Here is a 20,078-nt window from a genome sequence, read left to right as displayed (position 1 = left end):
GTCGAGTCATGTTAAAATTCAGCTATATCTTGTAGTCGTTTTTGAGTAGTTCTTTGGCTGAATTGAATCCTGCTGTTATCCCATTGTCTTTATATATTCATATGCCATGGTGCGTGCGCAAATGTCCGTATTGTGACTTTAATTCGCATGCTGTTCCTGATGGTGAATTATCACTGGAACTAGAACAGGAATATTTACATGCCTTGGTTGAGGATTTTAAAACGCAGGTCGATTTTGCCCAAGGCCGTCAGATTCATACTGTATTTATTGGTGGCGGTACGCCGTCGCTGATTTCTGCTCAAGGTTATCAATGGCTATTTGATCAGTTGCAAGCCATTATTCCCTTTGCAGAAGGCTGTGAAATTACGCTGGAAGCTAATCCTGGTACGGTAGAGCATGACCCATTTGCAGGTTATTTGCAGGCTGGCATTAACCGTTTGTCGATTGGGGTGCAGAGTTTTAATACTGACCATCTTAAACGTTTGGGTCGGATTCACAGCAATGAAGATGCGATTTCTGCGATTGGATTGGCGCGTGAAGCAGGCTTTCAACGAATTAATGTCGATTTAATGCATGGCTTGCCTGAGCAGACTTTAGATCAGGCCTTACATGATTTAAAACTTGCGGTAGAAAATGGCGCGACACATATTTCCTGGTATCAGCTGACGATTGAACCGAATACGGTATTTTTCCGTACCCAACCTATTCTACCGGTAGATGATGTGCTTGAAGAGATTCAGGAGCAGGGCGAAATTTACCTCAAAGCTCAAGGCTTTATCAATTATGAAGTTTCTGCCTGGCGTAAAGAATTACCTTCAGCGCATAATCTGAATTATTGGCAATTCGGCGATTATCTGGCGATTGGTGCGGGTGCACATGGCAAAGTGACTCAACCTGATGGCGTATATCGTTTCCAGAAAACCCGCTTACCTAAGGATTACTTAGCCAAAGTACCTGCTGAACATTTGCAGTTTAAATGTATTGAAGCTGCAGAGATGCCATTTGAGTTTATGATGAATGCGCTACGCTTAAATCAGGGCGTAGAGGCTAAATTTTATATCGAGCGTACTGGTCAAAGTTTGGATACTTTACAAGATTTATTAAGCTCTTTACGTAAAAGAAAATTAATGATCGATGATCAAAACCGGCTTGCATGTACCGAGCAGGGGCATATCTTTTTAAATTCGGTACTGGAAGAATTTCTTTAACTGATTTTTATTTTCTGAACATTTTTCAAAGACCTTCATAAATCTATATGAGGGTTTTTTATTGTGCAGATTTTACCAGATCAGGAATTTTTAGCTTGGCATAGAGCACACCGGTTTTTAAATCAAACAAATAATCTTTGAAAGCTAGAGCTGAATAAGAGAAATTACAAGCACAAAAAAAGCACTCTAAGAGTGCTTTTTTTCAATATCTTGCTTCTAAATTATAGAGCAACGATATTTACAGCTGTAGGGCCTTTTTGACCTTGAGCTACGCTGAAAGAAACCTTTTGGCCTTCAACTAAAGTTTTGAAACCTGAACCAGTGATTTCGCTGAAATGAGCAAAAACGTCTGGACCTGATTCTTGTTGAATGAAACCGAAACCTTTAGTTTCGTTGAACCATTTTACTGTACCGTTAACTGTATTAGACATAATGTAACCTATTGAATCGTATGAATTTATAGCCAAAATTTCAGATGACTAACTGTAACTTTGAAAAATAAAAAGGATGGAGCTTTTTGATCTGTAATACGAAGGTTTATGACTAAAACTGCGATACTTAAAAGAAACTAACCAAAACAAGAATTTTTCTAGTTGGGATTATCATACCGCTTATTTTGAGATATACAAGCGTTTTATTTATCTAATTTATTAGGCTATTGAAAAATATAAAATTAAACCTGTATATTTTGTATTCAGGCCAGTGTTTTTAGGGTTTAAAAGGGTAGCTCTCAATAAAAAGAGCGCCGAAGCGCTCTTTGTAATTCAATTTACAGCTTAGTAATCAAAACTAAAGTGCTCTGGTGCCAGTGCGGTCATAGTTTTGGATGGATTCACCATCGCTTCAGCATGACCTTGGGTACGAGGCAGAATACGTTCGAAATAGAAATCAGCGGTTTTGATTTTTGCTTTATAGAACTCAGGTACTTCTGCGCCATCGCCAGAAGCCAGTTTGGCTGAGGCAACTGCGGCTTGCTGCGCCCAGAAGTATGCCATCATCACATAGCCCGAGAACATCAGGAAATCGACTGAAGCAGAAGAGACGATGTCGCGGTCTTTACGGGCTGCCAGCATGATTCGAACAGTTAATGCATTCCACTGGGCACATAGCTTGGTGAGATCCCAGGCAAAGCGGCGCATATATTTATTACGCGCATGCTGACCACAAAATTTCAGGATTTCAGCGGTATAATCACGAATCACTTTGCCTTTCGAGGTTAACAGTACTTTACGACCGATCAGATCGAGTGCCTGTACACCTGTCGTTCCTTCGTAAAGGGTAGAAATACGTGAGTCACGCACGATCTGTTCCATGCCCCATTCTTTGATATAGCCATGACCACCAAAGACTTGCATACCGTGATTCGATGCTTCATAGCCCATTTCAGTCAGGAAGCCTTTTAGAATCGGGGTATAGAAACCTAAGTGATCATCATGCTGTTCAAAGGCAGCGGTATCGCCACGCAATAAAGCATCATTCATGTTGTCGGCAATTTGCGCAGCATGATAAATCATGGCACGGCCACCTTCGGCAATGGCTTTTTGCGTCAACAGCATACGGCGTACATCGGCATGATGAATGATGGCATCCGCCACTTTTTCCGGATCTTTTTTGCCAGACAGGGCACGCATCGACATACGTTCTTTGGCATACGGCAGAGCACCTTGGAAGGATAACTCCGCATGACAGATGCCTTGAATCGCAGTGCCAATACGCGCAGTGTTCATGAAGGTGAACATGGCATGCAAGCCTTTATTCGGTTCACCAATCAAGTAACCCGTGGCCTTGTCGAAATTCAGCACGGCTGTTGCTGAGGCGCGAATCCCCATTTTATGTTCAATCGAACCGCAATTGACTGGATTGCGCTCACCGATGCCACCATCGGCAGCAGCAATAAATTTCGGTACGATAAACAGTGAAATGCCTTTAGTACCTTGCGGTGCATCCGGAAGGCGCGCCAGCACGATATGTACGATATTTTCAGTGAGATCGTGCTCGCCTGCGGAAATAAAGATTTTGGTTCCTGAAATGGCATATGTGCCATCTTCTTGCGGCTCGGCTTTGGTTTTAACCTGACCCAAGTCAGTACCACATTGCGGCTCAGTCAGACACATGGTGCCAGCCCAAGTACCCGCAACCAGATGCGGCAGATAGGTATTCTTCTGCTCATCGGTGCCGTACTGGATAATGGTATTGATACAGCCCACGCTTAAACCCGGATACATCTGGAATGACCAGTTTGCAGTTCCCATCATTTCCGATTTGATCAGGTTTAAAGACATTGGCAGGTTTTGACCACCAAACTCTTCAGGATAAGACAGACCTTGCCAGCCACCTTGGACGAACTGATCATAAGCGTCTTTAAAGCCTTTAGGCGTTTTCACTTCGCCATTTTCAAAATGACAGCCTTCAGCATCACCGCTTTCATTCAGAGGTGAAAGTACGTTTTCACAGAAATCTGCTGCACCTTCCAAGATCATGTCTACCGTGTCGGTATCGGCATATTCACCATTCGACAAATTCTGGTAGTGCGCAGGGTAATCGAGCACTTCATTCATGAGGAAGCGAATGTCGTGTAAAGGGGCTTTATATGCTGGCATGCGTTTAATCCTGATTAAAATAGTTTTGGATTATCTGTATCGATTCTTTGATTATTCATATTTGAGATAAAAAAACATTGATAAGGCAAGCAAATAAAAATGTCAGAAAAGCGAATCGAGTCTTAGAGCCAACCAATAAAATCGGATGATTTCATCTTCTGGCTGTCAGCGTACAGAAAGGTTGAAAACTTCTTATCTGATTGGACTTTAATGAATTGAACACCAGATTGTCTAGTGCTACTTTTGTATGAATTGTACTCAATTGTTATCAATAAAAAATTCAAGTTAAAAATGTCATTAAATCCAGTAGCTGAATTTTTAGTCTTTAATAATGGAGTTAAGATCAATTCGGGTTGTTGTTACAACCCGAATTCTCTGGTCAAAATAACTGGATATTTATAGAAAATCTTTTAAATCTGGTTTGATGCCATTCCAGATAGAAAAAGATTCCAGTGCCTGACCGACCAGCATGCCAAAGCCTTCAGATGTTGGCACAGCACGTGCTTTGGCCTGATCAAGGAAGGAGGAAGGTTTGCCATAGGCCATTTCATAGGCATAGTTAAACTGTAAGGCTTCTGGAAGCAGCAAAGCATCACCGCTGAGGCTGGCTGAAGTGGCATTGATCACCAGATCAAACTCACCGGCAAGATGTTCTAGTGAAATAGCCTGTAATTCGAGCTGCGCTACAGCATTCTGCAGATCCGCAACCAGTTGTTCAGCGCGTGCCAAGGTACGATTGGCAATCACAATTTTTTTTGCGCCTGCCTGGGCGAGTGGATAGATCACGCCACGGGTTGCGCCGCCTGCACCGATAATCAGGATGTTGGTATTTTCCAGCGGCCAGTTGAGTGCACGAATCGCGTCGACCAGACCTTGCCCATCAGTATTATCGCCATGCAGAACGCCATTTTTCATCCACAGGGTATTCACCGCCTTGGCAATTTTGGCTCGCTCACTGAGTACCTGACATTGGGCAAAAGCCTGCTCTTTAAACGGCACGGTGACATTCATCCCGATTCCGCCATGGGCAAAAAACTCCTGAATATTGGCCTCAAAGCCATCCAGTGGAGCCAGACGTTTGCTGTAATTTAGATCAATTCCGGTTTTTGCTGCAAAAGCATGATGCAATTCTGGAGAGCGTGACTGTTCAATCGGATTACCAATCACGGCAAATTGTTTGCTCATTTCACAATGTCCATGTGCTGAAATGAGCATCAATATACGTGAAAAAGCGCAGGGACTAAAGCCTGCGCTGTTTTAAATAAGGGGGCTGGAAGTGCGGTTTAGGAACTGCAGATGTCCATAATATGTTCTGCAAATACCAGCGCCATACTAAGCACAGCTCCGACCACAGTCAGGATACTCACCAGAATAGCCGCGCCATCCAGAAGCAGATTATGACTCAAAACGGCGGTACTCATCGCACTGATGGCGAGAGCCAGAAAAAGCCAAAAGGCAAAAACAGGAAGATTTAATTGAAGATGATGCATTGTTATTCTCACTAGACATCTAATAGATTGTGATCGATGTAGCGATAGGATGCCGCGACCAAATCAGGGATTACTCTGCAGCAGTATAGAGGAATAATGGATTAAAACAGCCCTCTATTTGAGGGCTGTTTGTATCATTTCATTGCAGTTGATTTTAATTCTGTGAGCCAGTCATGGGGTTTCAGATAGTAATCGGTCAAACGCTTTTCCGGCGAGCCTTCATCCCATTCAGGACGATAGGACCAGCCGGTCAGCGGAGGCAAGCTCACCAAGATTGATTCAATTCGGCCGCCGGTCTGCAAACCAAATAGCGTACCGCGGTCATAAACCAGATTGTATTCGACATAACGGCCACGACGATACAACTGGAACTCGCGTTGTGCTTCGGTATAAGGCTTATCCTGATTACGCTGGAAAATCGGCAGAATCGCCTCTAGATAACCATTGCCTACGGCCTGTATATACTGGAAACAGGTATCAAAATCCCACTGATTCAGATCATCAAAGAATAACCCGCCGACACCACGCTGTTCATCACGATGTTTTAAATAGAAATAGTCATCACACCATTGTTTATGTTCAGGATAAATCTCTTCACCAAATGGCGCACACAGATCATGCGCCGTCTGATGCCACGAAAGGACATCTTCATCATTTGGATAGAAGGGCGTCAGGTCGAAACCGCCACCAAACCACCAGATTGGATCTTGCCCTTCTTTTTCTGCAACAAATAAACGCACGTTGGCATGTGAGGTCGGTACATTCGGATTTTTCGGATGGATGACCAGCGATACACCCATCGCTTGCGCCTTGGCACCGGCAATATTGGGATGGCGTTCAGTGGCTGAAGCGGGCAGTTTGGAAATATTGATATGGGAGAACATCACCCCGCCTTTCTCAATCACGGTACCATTTTGCAAGACACGCGAACGGCCACCACCACCTTCCGGACGTTCCCAGTCATCAATGATAAATTCGGCCGTACCGCCGCCAGCACGCTCCTGTTGTTCCAGTGCTGCACAAATCCGTGCCTGCAAGTCGAGGAGAAATTCACGAACGCGTTGAATATCCGCAGATGTAGGATGCTGCATCAGAGCCTCGTAGGAAAATAAAAAACTAGCTACATCAAAGCATAAAATCAGTCAAAGATTAAGGTCTATTTAGCAATGTAGTGGATTGAACCATGCTTTAAATTTGAGTATTGATGGACAGAATGGGGCATTAAATCCGACCAAATGGCTAGGTTGAATTCTTTTTTCAAGCTCCGCACAATAACTTGCAAGCGCTCATGGGTTTGGGCATTTCTCGATGGTAATAGGTGGGTGTCATGTCGGTACAGGTCAATTCCCTGATTCAAAAATATAATGTTCCCGGTCCCCGCTATACCAGTTATCCGACCGTTCCATATTGGGAAGAGCAGAATTTCTCACTGGAACAATGGAAGCAAACGCTGAAAAAATCCTTTACTGAATCCAATCAAAGTGAAGGCATCAGCCTGTATATCCATCTGCCATTTTGCGAAAGCCTGTGCACTTTTTGCGGGTGTCATAAGCGAGTCACGAAAAAACATGAAATGGAACAGCCCTATATTCAGGCAGTGCTGAAAGAATGGGATTTGTATTGTGAGTTGCTGAAAGATAAGCCAATGATTAAAGAAATTCATTTGGGCGGGGGAACACCGACTTTCTTTTCTGTTGAGCATTTGACTCAACTGATTCAAGGTATTTTGGCCAAAGCAGACATAGCGCCTGTGCATGAATTCAGTTTTGAAGGGCATCCGAACAATACCACGCGTGAGCATTTACAAGGCTTGTATGATCTGGGCTTTCGCCGGGTCAGTTATGGGGTGCAGGATTATAATGAAACCGTGCAAAAAGCCATTCACCGGATTCAGCCCTATGAACATGTCAAACAGGTAACCGAATGGGCGCGTGAAATTGGCTATGAGTCGATTTCGCATGACTTGGTGTTTGGCCTGCCTTTTCAGCATCTGGACGATGTCTTAAACACCATTGAGCAAACCAATTCACTTCTGCCGGATCGTTTGGCTTTATATAGCTATGCACATGTGCCTTGGATTAAAGGCAATGGCCAGCGCGGGTTTAAAGATGCTGATGTACCCAAAGATGCGATCAAACGTGAATGTTATGAAGCGGCTAAAAAGAAACTGCTGGCGTATGGCTATCATGAAATTGGCATGGATCATTTTGCTTTAGATACAGATGACATGTACCAGTCCTTTCAAGCTGGAACATTACACCGCAATTTTATGGGATATACCGCCTCTAAAACTCAAGTGATGATCGGTTTAGGAATTTCTTCGATCAGTGATAGCTGGTACAGCTTTGCCCAGAATGTGAAAACCATTGAAGAATATTATGCGTGTTTAGCCCGTAATGAAATTCCGGTATTTAAAGGGCATCTATTAAGTCAGGAAGATTTGATTATTCGTCAGCATATTCTGAATTTGATGTGCAGCTTTAGTACCTCATGGGAAAAACCCGAACTATTTTTCCCTGAAATTGGTCAGGTCTTGGTGCAGCTTGAAGAAATGGCACAGGATGGTTTGATTCAAATGACAGACTCATCAGTCACGATTTTGGAGAAAGGGAAACCATTTGTACGTAATATTTGTATGGCTTTTGATTTACGTTTAAAGCGACGCATGCCCGAGAACCGGATTTTTTCGATGACGATTTAACACTTAATCCACCCCAGCCCTCCTTTAAGAAAGGAGGGAGTTTTCTCCTCTTTTTGAAAGAAGGAAAAGCCTCCCTGAGCAAGACTTAAGCATTGCTTTAAGTCGAAGCGCAAGAAAGGGAGGTTTGGAGGGATTTATTAAGGGGAGGATTTAAAAATCATCCTTCTGATAAAGATGCGCCATACGTTCATGTTTGGTTTTGAGATATTGCTCATTAAACGGATTTAAGCCGACGGTGAGGGGCACCCGATCGACCACATTAATCCCTTGGGCTTTTAAAGCTTCAATTTTTAAAGGATTGTTGGTCACCAGACGTACCGCTTTGACCTGCAAATGATCCAGCATAATGCTGCACATGTCATATTGACGTGCATCAGCCGGCAGATTAAGCATTAAATTGGCATCGACCGTATCATGTCCCTGATCTTGCAGGGCATAGGCACGAATCTTGTTGGTCAGGCCAATACCGCGTCCTTCCTGACGCAAATACAGAATCGCCCCGCGACCTAACTCATTGATCAGCTTTAAAGTCGCCTGCAATTGCGGGCCACAGTCACATTTCAGTGAAGCAAAGGCATCACCGGTTAAACATTCAGAATGTACACGAACCACGACTGGCTCGTCAGAAACTTCTTCAAGTCCTTTGGAAAGAGCGACATGTTCTTCGCCAGTCTTAGGGTCTTGAAATACAGTAATTTTAAATTCACCGTGAGCGGTAGGTAATCTTGACGTTGCGACAAATTCGATTGGCACAGCTGAACCCGTTAAATCCTGAAAGTGGCTAAAGTATAGCGTAATGATTGAACATTGGTAGAATTGCAAAGTCGAAATTCTGTATTAGATTTTCTTTTTTGTATAAAGCAGACGATAATAGTTGATAAATAGTAAGATTATTCAGGATAATCGTAGCCTGCGATTTTTTCACCCCGATGAGATCATTGTTTAATATTGCATCGCTAGAAGCGTAGCTGAATTGAAGCTGCTACAATTCAGCTATATGATCGGGTACTCCCCATTGACCTAGCTTTAGATTTGCCAGGCTTTAGAAGGCTTTGCCATAATATGCTGTATACAGAAATCCCTACTCAACGCCCTGTAACACCGTTGCTGGATACGATCAATCATCCTGAGCAACTACGTTTACTCGAGCAAAGCCAGCTAGTACAGGTGGCAGATGAGTTACGTCAATTCATTTTGTATGCTGCCGGGCAAAGTGGTGGACATTTTGGTGCAAACCTCGGTGTTATTGAGCTTACGGTGGCTCTGCACTATTGCTTCAATACTCCACATGACCGTCTGATCTGGGATGTGGGGCATCAGGCCTATCCGCATAAGGCATTGACCGGCCGTCGTGAACAGCTCACCACTATCCGGGCCAAAGATGGTCTGGCAGCCTTTCCAGCACGTGAAGAATCTGAATTTGATACCTTTGGGGTAGGGCATTCTTCGACGGCAATTTCTGCTGGTCTGGGCATGGCCTTGGCACGTCGCTACCAGAACAAGCCATGTGAAGTGGTATCGATTATTGGCGATGGCGCCATGACGGCGGGTATGGCCTTTGAAGCCTTGAACGATGCCGTTGCGCACAATGCCGATCTGATGGTGGTGCTGAACGACAATGACATGTCGATTTCTTGCAGTACTGGCGGTTTTGCCAAGCATCTGGCGGCGATCTGGGAGCGCGGTGAATTCGTTAATATTACCGAGGAAGGTGAAGCTTACGTACAGCCGTATCCGGAGTGGCTGTATAACTCACGCTTGCACTGTGCCGCGACTGATGCCGCAGATAACCTGTTTAAAGCCATCGGCTTTGACTATTTTGGCCCTTATGATGGTCATGATGTCAAACAACTGGTGCATGTATTTAAAGCGCTGAAAAAGCGTACAGGCCCACGTCTGATTCATATCTATACTAAAAAGGGCAAGGGCTTTGCGCCGGCCGAATCGGATCAAATCAAATATCACGCGATTAGCAAGCTTAATGCCATTACCGCTGCCAAGACTGCACCGAAATATTCGGATGTATTTGGACAGTGGCTCTGCGATGAAGCAGCACAGGACTCGCGCTTGCTCGCGATTACACCGGCCATGTGCGAAGGCTCAGGTATGGTGCAGTTTGCCAAAGAATATCCGGAACGTTTTTTCGATGTCGCGATTGCAGAGCAGCATGCCGTGACGCTGGCTGCGGGCATGGCCTGTGAAGGCTTAAAGCCGGTCGTGGCAATTTATTCGACCTTCCTGCAACGTGGTTATGACCAGCTGGTACACGATGTGGCCTTACAAAATCTGGATGTGACCTTCGGTATTGATCGTGCTGGTCTGGTCGGTGAAGATGGCCCGACCCATGCCGGTGCCTATGACTATGCCTATATGCGGACGATCCCGAATATCGTGATCATGGCACCAAAAGACGAAAATGAATGTCGTCAAATGCTGCATACCGCTTATTTATATCCTGGGCCGGCAGCTGTGCGTTATCCACGTGGTAATGGCTTAGGGGTGGATATCCAGCAAAAGATGCTTGAAATTCCAATCGGTCAGGCGGAAATTGTCGCCAGCTTTAATGCGCAGTGTGACGAATATATTTCTGTGCTGGCTTTTGGCAGCCGGGTACAGGCCGCAGTCGACGCCGCTGAAGCCTTTGCAGTGAAACATGAGATTGGTGTGCGTGTTGTGAACATGCGTTTTATCAAACCTCTTGATACGCAAATGCTGGATGATCTGGCATCAAGCACCAGTCTGTTTGTGACAGTAGAAGAACATGCCGTGATGGGCGGTGCGGGTAGTGCTGTGAATGAATATCTGGCAGAAGCACAGATTGTGAAACCGCTGCTGAATCTTGGTTTAGACGACACGTTTATGGCTCAGGCCACGCATGCACAAATGTTGCAGCAGGCCGGATTGGATGCGCAAGGTATTGAAAAATCAATGAATCAAGCCTGGTCAGCCTTGGGGCAAAGCGTTTTGTCATAAGTTCTTAAAAATTTTAGACACATTTTCTCCAAAAAAGCCCTGATATTTGCTAAGATATCGGGGCTTTTATGCATTATTCTTTATCAGTTTCTTTAAATTTGTAGTGGGTGTTCAATGGAACCTATGGTGGTGATGGCTGCGCGTGCGGCTCAGTTAGTTGGTCAAGAGCTTTTAAAAGCGCATCAGAATCGTCATAAACTCGATCTACAAGTCGAAGAAAAAGGAATTGATGGTCCAGTAACGCGTGTAGATCGTTATTTGGAGCAGTTGACCATCGATACCCTACGTAAAAGCTATAAAAATCACAGTTTCCTTGGTGAAGAGTTTGGCTATCAGGAAGGTAATGGTCACGACGCCGATTGGTGTTGGGTGATCGATCCACTGGATGGTACTTTAAACTTCATTAACGGTTTCCCGCATTTCTGTATCTCTATCGCAGTTCAGCACAAAGGCATTACTCAACACGGGGTGATTTATGACCCGGTGAAAGATGAGCTATTCTCTGCCAGTCGTGGTCGTGGTGCCATGATGAACCAGCGTCGTATTCGTGTGAATGTCAAAGACAGTCTGGAAAATACCTTTATGGCTGTTGGTCACGCTTACCGTGCTAAACGTAATGGCGAAGTTGTATCTTATGCCAAGAACCATTTTCAAAGTTTGTTAAACGTGACTGAAGCTGGCGCGCAATATCGTCGTTCAGGTTCTGCGGCATTGGATTTAGCCTATGTTGCTGCAGGCCGTTTTGATGCTTACTTCGAACTTGGTTTAAAACCTTGGGATATCGCAGCGGGCGAATTGATCGTGAAAGAAGCAGGCGGTACTGTAGTTGATGCACGTGGTGGTAGCGACTCTATGGAAAATGGTCAAGTTTTGGCTTGTTCAATGAAAATGCTTAAACCTTTAATGCAAGCAGTTGTTCCTGCTTGGGGTGAAGCAGCAAAATAATCGGGTTTAGATGAAATATATCTAATTTTCAGAAAAGGCATCCTTCGGGATGCCTTTTTTAGAGCAGTAAAATAGTTAAGAAGGGAGGTAGAGTATATTTCTAACATGATATGAATATTGGAAATATCAAGTGAATTGGCGAAAACTGCCTTTTTATACCGGTTGTTACATTTTTTATTCATATTTAAGTGTATGAAATTAATATATAAATTATAGACAGAGCAAATTAGTTTTAAAACTTAATGACATTGTTGATTATTCTGCTATAATTTCGCCACGCACTTAATTTCTGTTCTTTACCTGAACACTATCTTCTAATCATTGTATGCGCGTGCTGTCCATAGAGAGGACATATCCTTCGCGCCCCAATCGCTTAAGCGATTCCTTCAGGTTTGCGGCCGTAATCATGCGTGCGTTATATCCACATCGTCGTTACTCGGATCGCTGCTGAATCCTAATATTTTCAGCATTATTTGCTGTGCCGCTTTTTGCCGATGTCCATAATTGTTATTTATTAAATGGAGCACCCACTTCAGGGTGAATACTCTCTATGAGCAAAACTTTTGCTGATTTTTCCCTCGACGAATCTCTAACCCAGGCTCTCGATGCTTTAGGCTTTACTACTCCAACTCCTGTACAAGAACAAGCGATTCCAGCTGCACTTGAAGGTAAAGACCTTCTTGTGTCAAGCCAAACAGGTTCTGGTAAAACTGCTGCTTTCTTGCTTCCTACCTTAAATGCGTTGGCAAGCCAAGATACATTAGTACCATTTAAAGACCGTATGAAAGCGGTTACTCAACCGAATATTCTGGTGATTTCACCGACTCGTGAATTGGCACAACAGGTATGTCAAGACGCAATTGCATTTGTACGTCACATGAAAGGTGTTCGTATTGCTGCAATCATGGGCGGTATGCCTTTCGGTAAGCAAATTCAACAGTTAAAAGGCGCGCAAGTTGTTGTTGCAACTCCAGGCCGTCTACTTGACTTGGTGAATCGTCGTCAAATCAAGCTTGATAAAGTTGACGCGTTAATCGTCGATGAAGCTGACCGTATGCTTGACCTCGGTTTCTCTGAAGACTTAGAAGCAATTGGTGAGTTGGCTGCAAACCGTAAACAAACTCTAATGTTCTCTGCGACGTTTGCACCACGTATCATTACACTTGCAGAACGCATGATGAATGATCCACTGCGTATTTCGATTGAAACTGGTCACTCTACAAATACTGATATTACTCAGACTTTGCATTGGACTGACGGTTTCGAGCACAAGAAAAAACTTCTTACTCACTGGTTGAACGAAGAAGACGTTGATCAAGCAGTTGTATTTGCGTCAACTCAAGAAGACACAGATATGCTGGCTGAAGAACTTGCTGAAGCAGGCCTATCAGTTGTAGCGCTACACGGTGCTATGCCACAAACTGTACGTAACCGCCGTTTACGCAGCATCCGTGAAGGTCGTGCGAAGATCTTAGTTGCAACTGACGTTGCTGCTCGTGGTCTTGACGTACCAACCATTTCACACGTAATTAACTTCGGTCTTCCAATGAAGAACGAAGACTATGTACACCGTATTGGTCGTACAGGTCGTGCCGGTCGTACTGGTAAAGCCATTACACTTGCAACTTACCGTGAGCGTGGCAAGATCCGTGCTTTGGAAGACTTCCTTGATGCGCGTCTAAACGTATCTGAAATCGAGGGTCTTGAGCCATCTCCACCTCCTGCACGTGGTAGCCGTGATGGCGCTGGCCGTGGTCGTGGTCGTGATGGCGGCGGTCGTCGTGATGGCGGTCGTGGTGATGGCGGTCGTGGTGGTTTTGGCGGTGGTCGTCGTTTTGAAGGCGAAAGCAACTTCAAACGTCGTGAAGGCGGTGATGATCGTCCACGTCGTAGCTTCGATGACAAACCACGTGGCGAACGTCCGGCATTTGGCGAAGATCGTCCACGTCGTGACTTCGGTGATCGTCCAGCGCCACGTCGTGAAGGTGGTTTTGGCGACCGTCCACAACGTTCGTTTGATGACCGTCCAAAGCGTGACTTCGGTGATCGTCCAGCTCCGCGTCGTGAAGGTGGTTTTGGCGACCGTCCACAACGTTCGTTTGATGACCGTCCAAAGCGTGACTTCGGTGATCGTGCAGCTCCGCGTCGTGAAGGTGGTTTTGGTGACCGTCCTCGCTCTAATGATGACAACCGTGGCAACCGTGTAGATTACAAGCCAGCTCGTGAAGGCGGTTATGGTGATCGTCCAAAACGTGATTTTGGTGATCGTCCTGCTCCACGTCGTGAAGGTGGTTTCGGTGATCGTCCAGCGCGTTCATTCGGTGATGACCGTCCAAAACGTGATTTCGGTGATCGTCCAGTACGTCGCAACTTTGATGACAAACCACGTGGTGAACGTTCGTTCGGTGGTGAAGATCGTCCACGTCGTAAATTTAACGACTAATAGAGTCGCTAGATGAAGATAAAAAAACCGGTAGAAATACCGGTTTTTTTATGCATTGAGTTTTTTGCTTTTTAACGTAAAATGTCTACTAATTCATATTTTGTCAGGGTTATGATAATTATTAATATGAAAAGTTTAGCTGCTCGATCTCAATTGATAGAGGTGCATATGCCATATATCGCATTGACTTTGATTTTATGTAATATTATCTATTATTTATACAGTGTTTTTAATTAATCAATCTAGTCATTTTAAGCCTAAGTACATATTTTTATTATAAAAAACACGAAATAATCAATTATTGTCATCTTTTTATGATATTCACCCACCTTTTTCAACTGCTAACATTTTGAACTTCGTTCCTTTATAGTATGCATGCTGAAAAAATGTAGGAATAAACTCAGCTATGAAAAATCAAACAGCGCGAGATACTCAGTCTTTGATTGAAGTCAAGAATTTGAGCTTCAAACGAGGCGAGCGCGTGATTTATGACGACGTGAGTTTAAATATTCGTCGTGGGCAGATTACCGCCATTATGGGGCCATCCGGAACTGGTAAAACTACCTTATTAAGATTGATCGGTGGGCAGCTGACGCCTGAGCATGGTCAGGTCTTATTGGATGGCAAAGATATTGCCTCGATGTCACGTTCCGAACTTTTTTCAGCACGTGCACGGATGGGTATGCTATTTCAGAGCGGTGCTTTGTTTACCGATATGAGCGTGTATGAAAATGTCGCGTTTCCAATTCGGGCCCATACCAAACTGCCAGAACATCTAATTAAGGAAATCGTGGCATTGAAACTGGAATCCGTCGGCTTGCGCGGTGCAGAGCAAATGATGCCATCGGAACTGTCTGGTGGTATGAACCGACGTGTGGCTTTGGCCCGGGCGATTGCGCTGGACCCTGAACTGATCATGTACGATGAACCCTTTGCCGGACAAGATCCGATTGTGATGGGGGTATTGACTCGCCTGATCCGTTCATTGCGTGAAGCACTGGATCTGACCACGATTATTGTCTCGCATGATGTGACAGAAACCTTATCCATTGCTGATTACATTTATATTGTGGCAGAAGGCAAGATCCAGGGCGAGGGGACACCGGCAGAGCTAAAAGTGCATCCTTCAACTTTTGTGCAGCAATTCCTGACGGGTTCGGTGGAAGGTCCAGTCGATTATCAGTTTAGTCATCGGGCTTATTTAAGTGATGAGGTACGTTCATGAATGCAATTGCCGCATTAGGTAGACGCGTTATTGAACGTGTACAGGGGATTGGGGTCGCAACCCTGATGCTGTTGCAGATCTTATTTTCCATGCCGACCTGGCTTGGGCTAAGACTATTTATTTATCAGATGTATCGGGTCGGGGTATTGTCCCTGCTGATTATTGTGGTTTCTGGTCTGTTTATTGGTGCCGTGCTTGGCTTGCAGATGTTCAGTATTCTGTCGACCTTTGGCAGTGAATCCATGCTTGGTACAGCGGTGGCGTTGACCTTGCTGCGTGAATTAGCACCTGTGGTCGCGGCTTTGCTGTTTGCAGGACGTGCCGGTTCGGCTTTGACCGCAGAAATTGGTCTGATGAAAGCCACTGAACAATTGTCCAGTATGGAAATGATCGGGGTGGATCCCTTAAAACGGGTGATTTCGCCACGTCTCTGGGCGGGGATTTTCAGCTTGCCCATGCTTTCGGTGATCTTTGCCGCAGTCGGAATTATGGGCGGTAAAATGGTCGGTGTAGACTTTTTGGGGGCTGATGAAGGCGCTTATTGGAGCGGCATGGAAAGCAGCGTGCAATTCTATAAAGATGTCTTGAATGGCACTATTATTAAAAGTTTTGTATTCGCATTAATGTGTACCTGGATTGCGGTATATCAAGGCTATGCCTGTGTACCAACATCGGAAGGTATTGCAACTTCTACAACGCGTACAGTCGTGTATTCTTCACTGTGCGTTTTAGGCTTTGATTTTGTGTTGACTGCGGTCATGTTCGGAGGTGTTTAATGAAATCACGTACTAGTGAGCTGGCCGTTGGTGTTTTTGTTATTTTATTTGGTATTGCCTTATTCTTTTTAGCGATGCGTGTCAGTGGTCTGGTCGGCAGCAATATTTCCGACAGCTATAAAATGACGGCAACTTTTGAAAATGTGAATGGCATCAAGCCACGTGCCAAAGTCGCTTTAAGCGGGGTGAAAGTGGGACAGGTCGATGAGATTACCCTGGATCCTGTAACGCGTCTGGCAACCGTACATATGACTTTAGATGGCTCATTGACCTCGTTTAATGCTGAACAATTAAAGCAAGTTCAGGAGGAAGCTCTGGACGAGTTACGCTACAGCTCGGACTATGAAGCAGCGACACCTGCGCAACAAAAAGACATGGAAAAACAACTGTTAGCTAACATGAAATCCATCACCAATATTGATGAAGATGCTTATATTATGGTAGCGACCAATGGCTTATTGGGTGAAAAGTACCTGAAAATTATTCCAGGTGGTGGCCTGAGCTATTTGCAACGCGGCGATCAGATTGCCAATACCCAAGGCACTATGGAAATTGAAGATTTGGTGACGAAATTTATTACCGGTGGTGCTGGCAAATCGTCAGATAGTCAAGAAACTACATCGGAACAGACGACAGTTTCAGAAACAACAGATGCAGAACCTGCATTTGTTGAATAATAGATTGAGGAGAATTCAGTGAAGACTTTAGTAAAACAAACGCTTGCAGTAAGCATTCTTTCAACAATGGTTGCTGGTACAGTGTTTGCTGCACCGTCTGAAGCACCACCTGCTTTTATTAAAAAAGTAGCAGATGGTTTAATTGAGCGCCTCAAAGCTGACAATGCAAAACTGCAATCAAATCCAGCTTTGGTCAAAAGCATTGTGCGCCAGAATCTGGATCCGTATATTGATTCTCAATCTTTCACACGTATTGTGATGGGCACATATGCCACGAACCAATATAGTACGGCGGCACAGCGTGCGCAGTTTGAAAAGAATTTCCGTGAAACCTTAATTGAAAACTATGGTTCTGCCTTTGCCAAGTTCAGTAATCAGACTTATAGCGTGCGTCCTTACAAGGCCAGCAACAGCAAAAACCCTGTCGTGACCATCGACTTTAATAACAAGGGCGAGAAAATTCCAGTAGCATTCCAGCTGGTGGACAAGGGTTCACAATGGAAAATCCGCAATATCAACGTATCGGGTATTGACCTGGGTTTGCAGTTCCGTAACCAGTTTGCTGCGACGGTAAAACGTAATGGCGGTAATATTGATAAAGCAATTGCTAACTTTAAACCGGATGCAGAAGCTGCAATCGACAAGAAATAATCAAACAGGTGAGCCGTGATTACATTCAATGATCAGGAACTACAGGTTTCAGGCAAGATTGACTATGACAATGCACAGGACTATTACTTAAATGGTCTGCGTGTGATCCAGTCACAAAGCAAGTTTCCACTTGTGGTTAATCTGGCTGAGCTTGAAAGTGGCAGTACTTTGGCTTTGGCAGTGTTGGTGCGCTGGCTGCGCCAGACTCCTCAGGCTCAAGGGCTACAGTTTAAAGCTGTTCCTGCTAAAATGATGAATATCATTCAGGCCAGCCATTTGCAGGATGATTTAAACATCGTTCAGTAAAAGAAAAGCACCGAAAGGTGCTTTTTTATTGTGATCAAATTTTAAGAAATCATTCAAATCAAATAGATCTAAATATGGATTGCACGTCCTCTCTGCCTCAGGGAGAGAGTTAGAGAGAGGGGTGTAAAAATCCTCCCTAACCATTTTCTTCACTTTTTAAAGAGAAGTTGAAGAGGGATTAAATAAATATGAATTAAATACAGGCATTTCTTGCGCTTCACTTTAATTAAAGAGCAAGTGAGACTTAGAAAGGGATATCTAATAAAAAAACCTCTCCCTGACAGGAAACATCTCTCCCTTTTCAAAAGGGAGGTTAGGAGGGATTCTAGATCCACTTCTTCCATCTAAAGTAAATCAATGGGCCAATCAGGAAGCCAATTAAAATAATACTGACCATGATGAAACTCATGGTGCCTTGTGCAAAGGGCAGCACTTCGGTGTTCATACCGTAAATACTGGCAATCAGCATTGGTGGCGCAAGCATACTCGGCAGAATCGAGAATCGACGAATGGTATCGTTCTGCTCAGTGTTAATGAATCCGGACGTGGTATCGAGCAGGAAACGTACTTTCTGGAACAAGAAAGCATCATGCTCGACCAGCGAGCGCACATCTTCACTCAGTTCTCGAATATCCGCATCATAAATATGACTGCCCAAGGCGCGTGGACGCGACAGGAAGGTCAGGACGCGGCGTAAATCGATTAAACACAGTTGCGCTTTACCCAACATATCTTCAAGTTGCGCCAAGCGGGTAATCATGTCATCCAGATCCAGAATCTGTTCACGATGGCGGTTATTCAACACTTCAGTTGAATATTTCTCTAAATCTTTATGCACATCTTCCAGAATATCGGCCAGCTCATCCAGCTTGGCTTCGAGTAAGCCCAATAAAATCCAGGTCGGATCTTTATAATCGATTTCATAATCATTGCGGCGCGCGCGAGCACGAAAGGCGCGAAAAGCCACCAGTTTTTCACCACGCAAAGTAAACAGACGATCCTTGTGCAGAATGAATGCAACGGTTTGTACTGTTGCCAACATACTGGATTCATCTTCGTGTTCGTTTTCGACCTGATAGTTTTTATTCTTGGTTAAAAAATAGGTGCTGATATGCAAAATACCGTCATCATCACGGTAAAATCGGGCACTCGAGGAAATATCTTCCAGCGATTTTAAGGTCGGTAAATTTTGCTCGTAGGCATCTAAAATCCATTGCTGCTCTTCCTGTGAAGGTGCAATCAGATCAAGCCAGACTAAATCTGGATGCAGGTCGAAATCACCATTAATCGTGATATCTTCTAAGCTACCGCGCTCTGTGGCGTAAAAGGCTTCAAGCATGCTGTCTTTTCTCCCGGGCGCAGTATGTGAATTGGAATGGGTGTATTTTAGACAAGGAATTGAATAAAAACACTGATATTAAGCAGTTATTTTGGTAAAAAGCGTGCTTGCCGCGATTTCGTACAATATAGCGTCAATTGGAGAGTGAAATGATGAATTCTATCGCAATTTTTTGTGGTTCAGCGCTTGGCTCGGATCCTCTTTATACGCAGGTTGCCGAAAAAGTCGGTCAGACTCTGGCGGCACGACAGCAAACGCTGGTTTATGGAGGAGGTCGTTCTGGCTTAATGGGTATTGTGGCTGATAGTGCCTTGGCGGCGGGCGGTAAGGTGATTGGCGTAATTCCAAGACAGCTGGTCAATCGTGAGCTGGCACATCCACATATTACCGAGCTGTATGTGGTGGATAATATGCATGAGCGTAAAACCCGGATGTCGGAACTGGCTCAGGGATTTATTGCCATTCCCGGTGGTGCAGGAACACTGGAAGAGATTTCTGAACAATGGACTTGGGCACAATTGGGGATTCATCAGAAGCCTTGTGCTTTTCTCAATACCGATGGTTTTTATGATGACCTGATTAAATTCATCCGTATGACCACGGAGAAGGGTTTTACTAAATCACGTTTCACTGAGGCGTTGATTATCAGTGATGATCTGGACGATATTTTGCGCCAATTCGAAAGTTATCAGCCGCCTGAAGCCAAATGGGGTATGGTTGATCAGACCGACCTTGTAAAATAAG

At 44.5% G+C, this 20,078-nt stretch carries 18 protein-coding genes; 11 read left to right on the top strand and 7 right to left on the bottom strand.

Annotated features, from left to right (window positions below):
- The first annotated feature begins 53 nt into the window (after nucleotides 1-53).
- Nucleotides 54-1,208: a radical SAM family heme chaperone HemW gene (hemW, locus tag FTU95_RS03390; protein ID WP_005094206.1), complete on the top strand. Its 1,155-nt coding sequence runs from the start codon at nucleotides 54-56 to the stop codon at nucleotides 1,206-1,208.
- A gap of 221 nt (nucleotides 1,209-1,429) precedes the next feature.
- Here hemW and FTU95_RS03385 read toward each other — a convergent pair whose 3' ends face one another.
- The 5 genes from FTU95_RS03385 to hemF form a co-directional block, all read right to left on the bottom strand.
- Nucleotides 1,430-1,639: a cold-shock protein gene (locus FTU95_RS03385; protein ID WP_004281542.1), complete on the bottom strand. Its 210-nt coding sequence runs from the start codon at nucleotides 1,637-1,639 to the stop codon at nucleotides 1,430-1,432.
- Between the two features lie 345 nt (nucleotides 1,640-1,984).
- Nucleotides 1,985-3,808, bottom strand: a complete 1,824-nt coding sequence (locus tag FTU95_RS03380) for an acyl-CoA dehydrogenase C-terminal domain-containing protein (protein WP_005168756.1) — start codon at nucleotides 3,806-3,808, stop codon at nucleotides 1,985-1,987.
- Nucleotides 3,809-4,204: 396 nt separating this feature from the next.
- Complete coding sequence (aroE, locus tag FTU95_RS03375; RefSeq protein WP_180077527.1) at nucleotides 4,205-4,993, bottom strand: shikimate dehydrogenase; 789 nt, start codon at nucleotides 4,991-4,993, stop codon at nucleotides 4,205-4,207.
- Between the two features lie 98 nt (nucleotides 4,994-5,091).
- Complete coding sequence (locus FTU95_RS03370) at nucleotides 5,092-5,298, bottom strand: hypothetical protein (RefSeq protein ID WP_005094202.1); 207 nt, start codon at nucleotides 5,296-5,298, stop codon at nucleotides 5,092-5,094.
- A 134-nt stretch (nucleotides 5,299-5,432) separates the two neighbouring features.
- Nucleotides 5,433-6,389, bottom strand: coding sequence for an oxygen-dependent coproporphyrinogen oxidase (hemF, locus tag FTU95_RS03365; RefSeq protein ID WP_005094200.1), 957 nt, complete (start codon nucleotides 6,387-6,389; stop codon nucleotides 5,433-5,435).
- Nucleotides 6,390-6,625: 236 nt separating this feature from the next.
- Here hemF and hemN point away from each other — a divergent pair, with 236 nt between their 5' ends.
- Nucleotides 6,626-7,999 carry an oxygen-independent coproporphyrinogen III oxidase gene (gene hemN / locus FTU95_RS03360; RefSeq protein WP_180077525.1) on the top strand — a complete coding sequence of 458 codons (1,374 nt, stop codon included), beginning with the start codon at nucleotides 6,626-6,628 and terminating at the stop codon, nucleotides 7,997-7,999.
- A 150-nt stretch (nucleotides 8,000-8,149) separates the two neighbouring features.
- On the opposite strand, the gene ribA is transcribed toward hemN, so the two are convergent.
- Nucleotides 8,150-8,752 (bottom strand): GTP cyclohydrolase II, encoded by a 603-nt coding sequence (gene ribA, locus FTU95_RS03355; protein WP_005094196.1) that lies wholly within the window; start codon nucleotides 8,750-8,752, stop codon nucleotides 8,150-8,152.
- Nucleotides 8,753-9,061: 309 nt separating this feature from the next.
- On the opposite strand from ribA, the gene dxs reads away from it, so the two are divergent.
- From dxs to FTU95_RS03315, 8 genes are all read left to right on the top strand, one after another.
- The gene (gene dxs / locus FTU95_RS03350; RefSeq protein WP_180077523.1) at nucleotides 9,062-10,972 is read left to right on the top strand and encodes a 1-deoxy-D-xylulose-5-phosphate synthase; all 1,911 of its coding nucleotides are present in this window, start codon (nucleotides 9,062-9,064) and stop codon (nucleotides 10,970-10,972) included.
- A gap of 114 nt (nucleotides 10,973-11,086) precedes the next feature.
- Nucleotides 11,087-11,917: an inositol monophosphatase family protein gene (locus tag FTU95_RS03345; protein WP_034608351.1), complete on the top strand. Its 831-nt coding sequence runs from the start codon at nucleotides 11,087-11,089 to the stop codon at nucleotides 11,915-11,917.
- A gap of 550 nt (nucleotides 11,918-12,467) precedes the next feature.
- Nucleotides 12,468-14,360: a DEAD/DEAH box helicase gene (locus tag FTU95_RS03340; protein WP_180077521.1), complete on the top strand. Its 1,893-nt coding sequence runs from the start codon at nucleotides 12,468-12,470 to the stop codon at nucleotides 14,358-14,360.
- A gap of 406 nt (nucleotides 14,361-14,766) precedes the next feature.
- Entirely contained in the window at nucleotides 14,767-15,585 is an 819-nt protein-coding gene (locus FTU95_RS03335) for an ABC transporter ATP-binding protein (protein WP_005094190.1), read from the top strand.
- Nucleotides 15,582-16,361, top strand: a complete 780-nt coding sequence (mlaE, locus tag FTU95_RS03330) for a lipid asymmetry maintenance ABC transporter permease subunit MlaE (RefSeq protein WP_100355139.1) — start codon at nucleotides 15,582-15,584, stop codon at nucleotides 16,359-16,361. The genes FTU95_RS03335 and mlaE overlap by 4 nt, the downstream gene beginning before the upstream one ends.
- Nucleotides 16,361-17,038, top strand: a complete 678-nt coding sequence (locus FTU95_RS03325; RefSeq protein ID WP_005094188.1) for an outer membrane lipid asymmetry maintenance protein MlaD — start codon at nucleotides 16,361-16,363, stop codon at nucleotides 17,036-17,038. Before mlaE ends, FTU95_RS03325 begins: the two co-directional genes overlap by 1 nt.
- 18 nt (nucleotides 17,039-17,056) lie before the next feature.
- The gene (locus FTU95_RS03320) at nucleotides 17,057-17,689 is read left to right on the top strand and encodes a phospholipid-binding protein MlaC (RefSeq protein WP_005094187.1); all 633 of its coding nucleotides are present in this window, start codon (nucleotides 17,057-17,059) and stop codon (nucleotides 17,687-17,689) included.
- A gap of 15 nt (nucleotides 17,690-17,704) precedes the next feature.
- Nucleotides 17,705-17,995, top strand: a complete 291-nt coding sequence (locus tag FTU95_RS03315) for an STAS domain-containing protein (RefSeq protein ID WP_005168745.1) — start codon at nucleotides 17,705-17,707, stop codon at nucleotides 17,993-17,995.
- Nucleotides 17,996-18,320: 325 nt separating this feature from the next.
- Here the strand turns inward: FTU95_RS03315 and FTU95_RS03310 are convergent, their stop codons facing one another.
- Nucleotides 18,321-19,334, bottom strand: coding sequence for a CorA family divalent cation transporter (locus FTU95_RS03310; RefSeq protein ID WP_005168743.1), 1,014 nt, complete (start codon nucleotides 19,332-19,334; stop codon nucleotides 18,321-18,323).
- 152 nt (nucleotides 19,335-19,486) lie between these two features.
- Here FTU95_RS03310 and FTU95_RS03305 point away from each other — a divergent pair, with 152 nt between their 5' ends.
- Nucleotides 19,487-20,077, top strand: a complete 591-nt coding sequence (locus FTU95_RS03305) for a TIGR00730 family Rossman fold protein (RefSeq protein ID WP_005094184.1) — start codon at nucleotides 19,487-19,489, stop codon at nucleotides 20,075-20,077.
- Nucleotide 20,078: the final 1 nt, after the last annotated feature.

This window comes from Acinetobacter sp. YH12208, from assembly GCF_013418055.1.
GTDB classification, from domain to species: Bacteria; Pseudomonadota; Gammaproteobacteria; order Pseudomonadales; family Moraxellaceae; genus Acinetobacter; species Acinetobacter pseudolwoffii.
The sequence above is the reverse complement of the archived record's forward strand: the minus strand, read 5'-3'. Positions and strand labels throughout refer to the sequence as shown.

What these genes read in the sequence shown, in the direction of transcription:
- FTU95_RS03325 (WP_005094188.1), top strand. Translation starts at nt 16,361, where the DNA reads ATGAAATCACGTACTAGTGAGCTGGCCGTTGGTGTTTTTGTTATTTTA.
- FTU95_RS03380 (WP_005168756.1), bottom strand. Translation starts at nt 3,808, where the DNA reads ATGCCAGCATATAAAGCCCCTTTACACGACATTCGCTTCCTCATGAAT.
- FTU95_RS03305 (WP_005094184.1), top strand. Translation starts at nt 19,487, where the DNA reads ATGAATTCTATCGCAATTTTTTGTGGTTCAGCGCTTGGCTCGGATCCT.
- FTU95_RS03340 (WP_180077521.1), top strand. Translation starts at nt 12,468, where the DNA reads ATGAGCAAAACTTTTGCTGATTTTTCCCTCGACGAATCTCTAACCCAG.
- FTU95_RS03345 (WP_034608351.1), top strand. Translation starts at nt 11,087, where the DNA reads ATGGAACCTATGGTGGTGATGGCTGCGCGTGCGGCTCAGTTAGTTGGT.
- mlaE (WP_100355139.1), top strand. Translation starts at nt 15,582, where the DNA reads ATGAATGCAATTGCCGCATTAGGTAGACGCGTTATTGAACGTGTACAG.
- hemN (WP_180077525.1), top strand. Translation starts at nt 6,626, where the DNA reads ATGTCGGTACAGGTCAATTCCCTGATTCAAAAATATAATGTTCCCGGT.
- hemF (WP_005094200.1), bottom strand. Translation starts at nt 6,389, where the DNA reads ATGCAGCATCCTACATCTGCGGATATTCAACGCGTTCGTGAATTTCTC.
- FTU95_RS03370 (WP_005094202.1), bottom strand. Translation starts at nt 5,298, where the DNA reads ATGCATCATCTTCAATTAAATCTTCCTGTTTTTGCCTTTTGGCTTTTT.
- FTU95_RS03335 (WP_005094190.1), top strand. Translation starts at nt 14,767, where the DNA reads ATGAAAAATCAAACAGCGCGAGATACTCAGTCTTTGATTGAAGTCAAG.
- aroE (WP_180077527.1), bottom strand. Translation starts at nt 4,993, where the DNA reads ATGAGCAAACAATTTGCCGTGATTGGTAATCCGATTGAACAGTCACGC.
- dxs (WP_180077523.1), top strand. Translation starts at nt 9,062, where the DNA reads ATGCTGTATACAGAAATCCCTACTCAACGCCCTGTAACACCGTTGCTG.
- FTU95_RS03385 (WP_004281542.1), bottom strand. Translation starts at nt 1,639, where the DNA reads ATGTCTAATACAGTTAACGGTACAGTAAAATGGTTCAACGAAACTAAA.
- FTU95_RS03310 (WP_005168743.1), bottom strand. Translation starts at nt 19,334, where the DNA reads ATGCTTGAAGCCTTTTACGCCACAGAGCGCGGTAGCTTAGAAGATATC.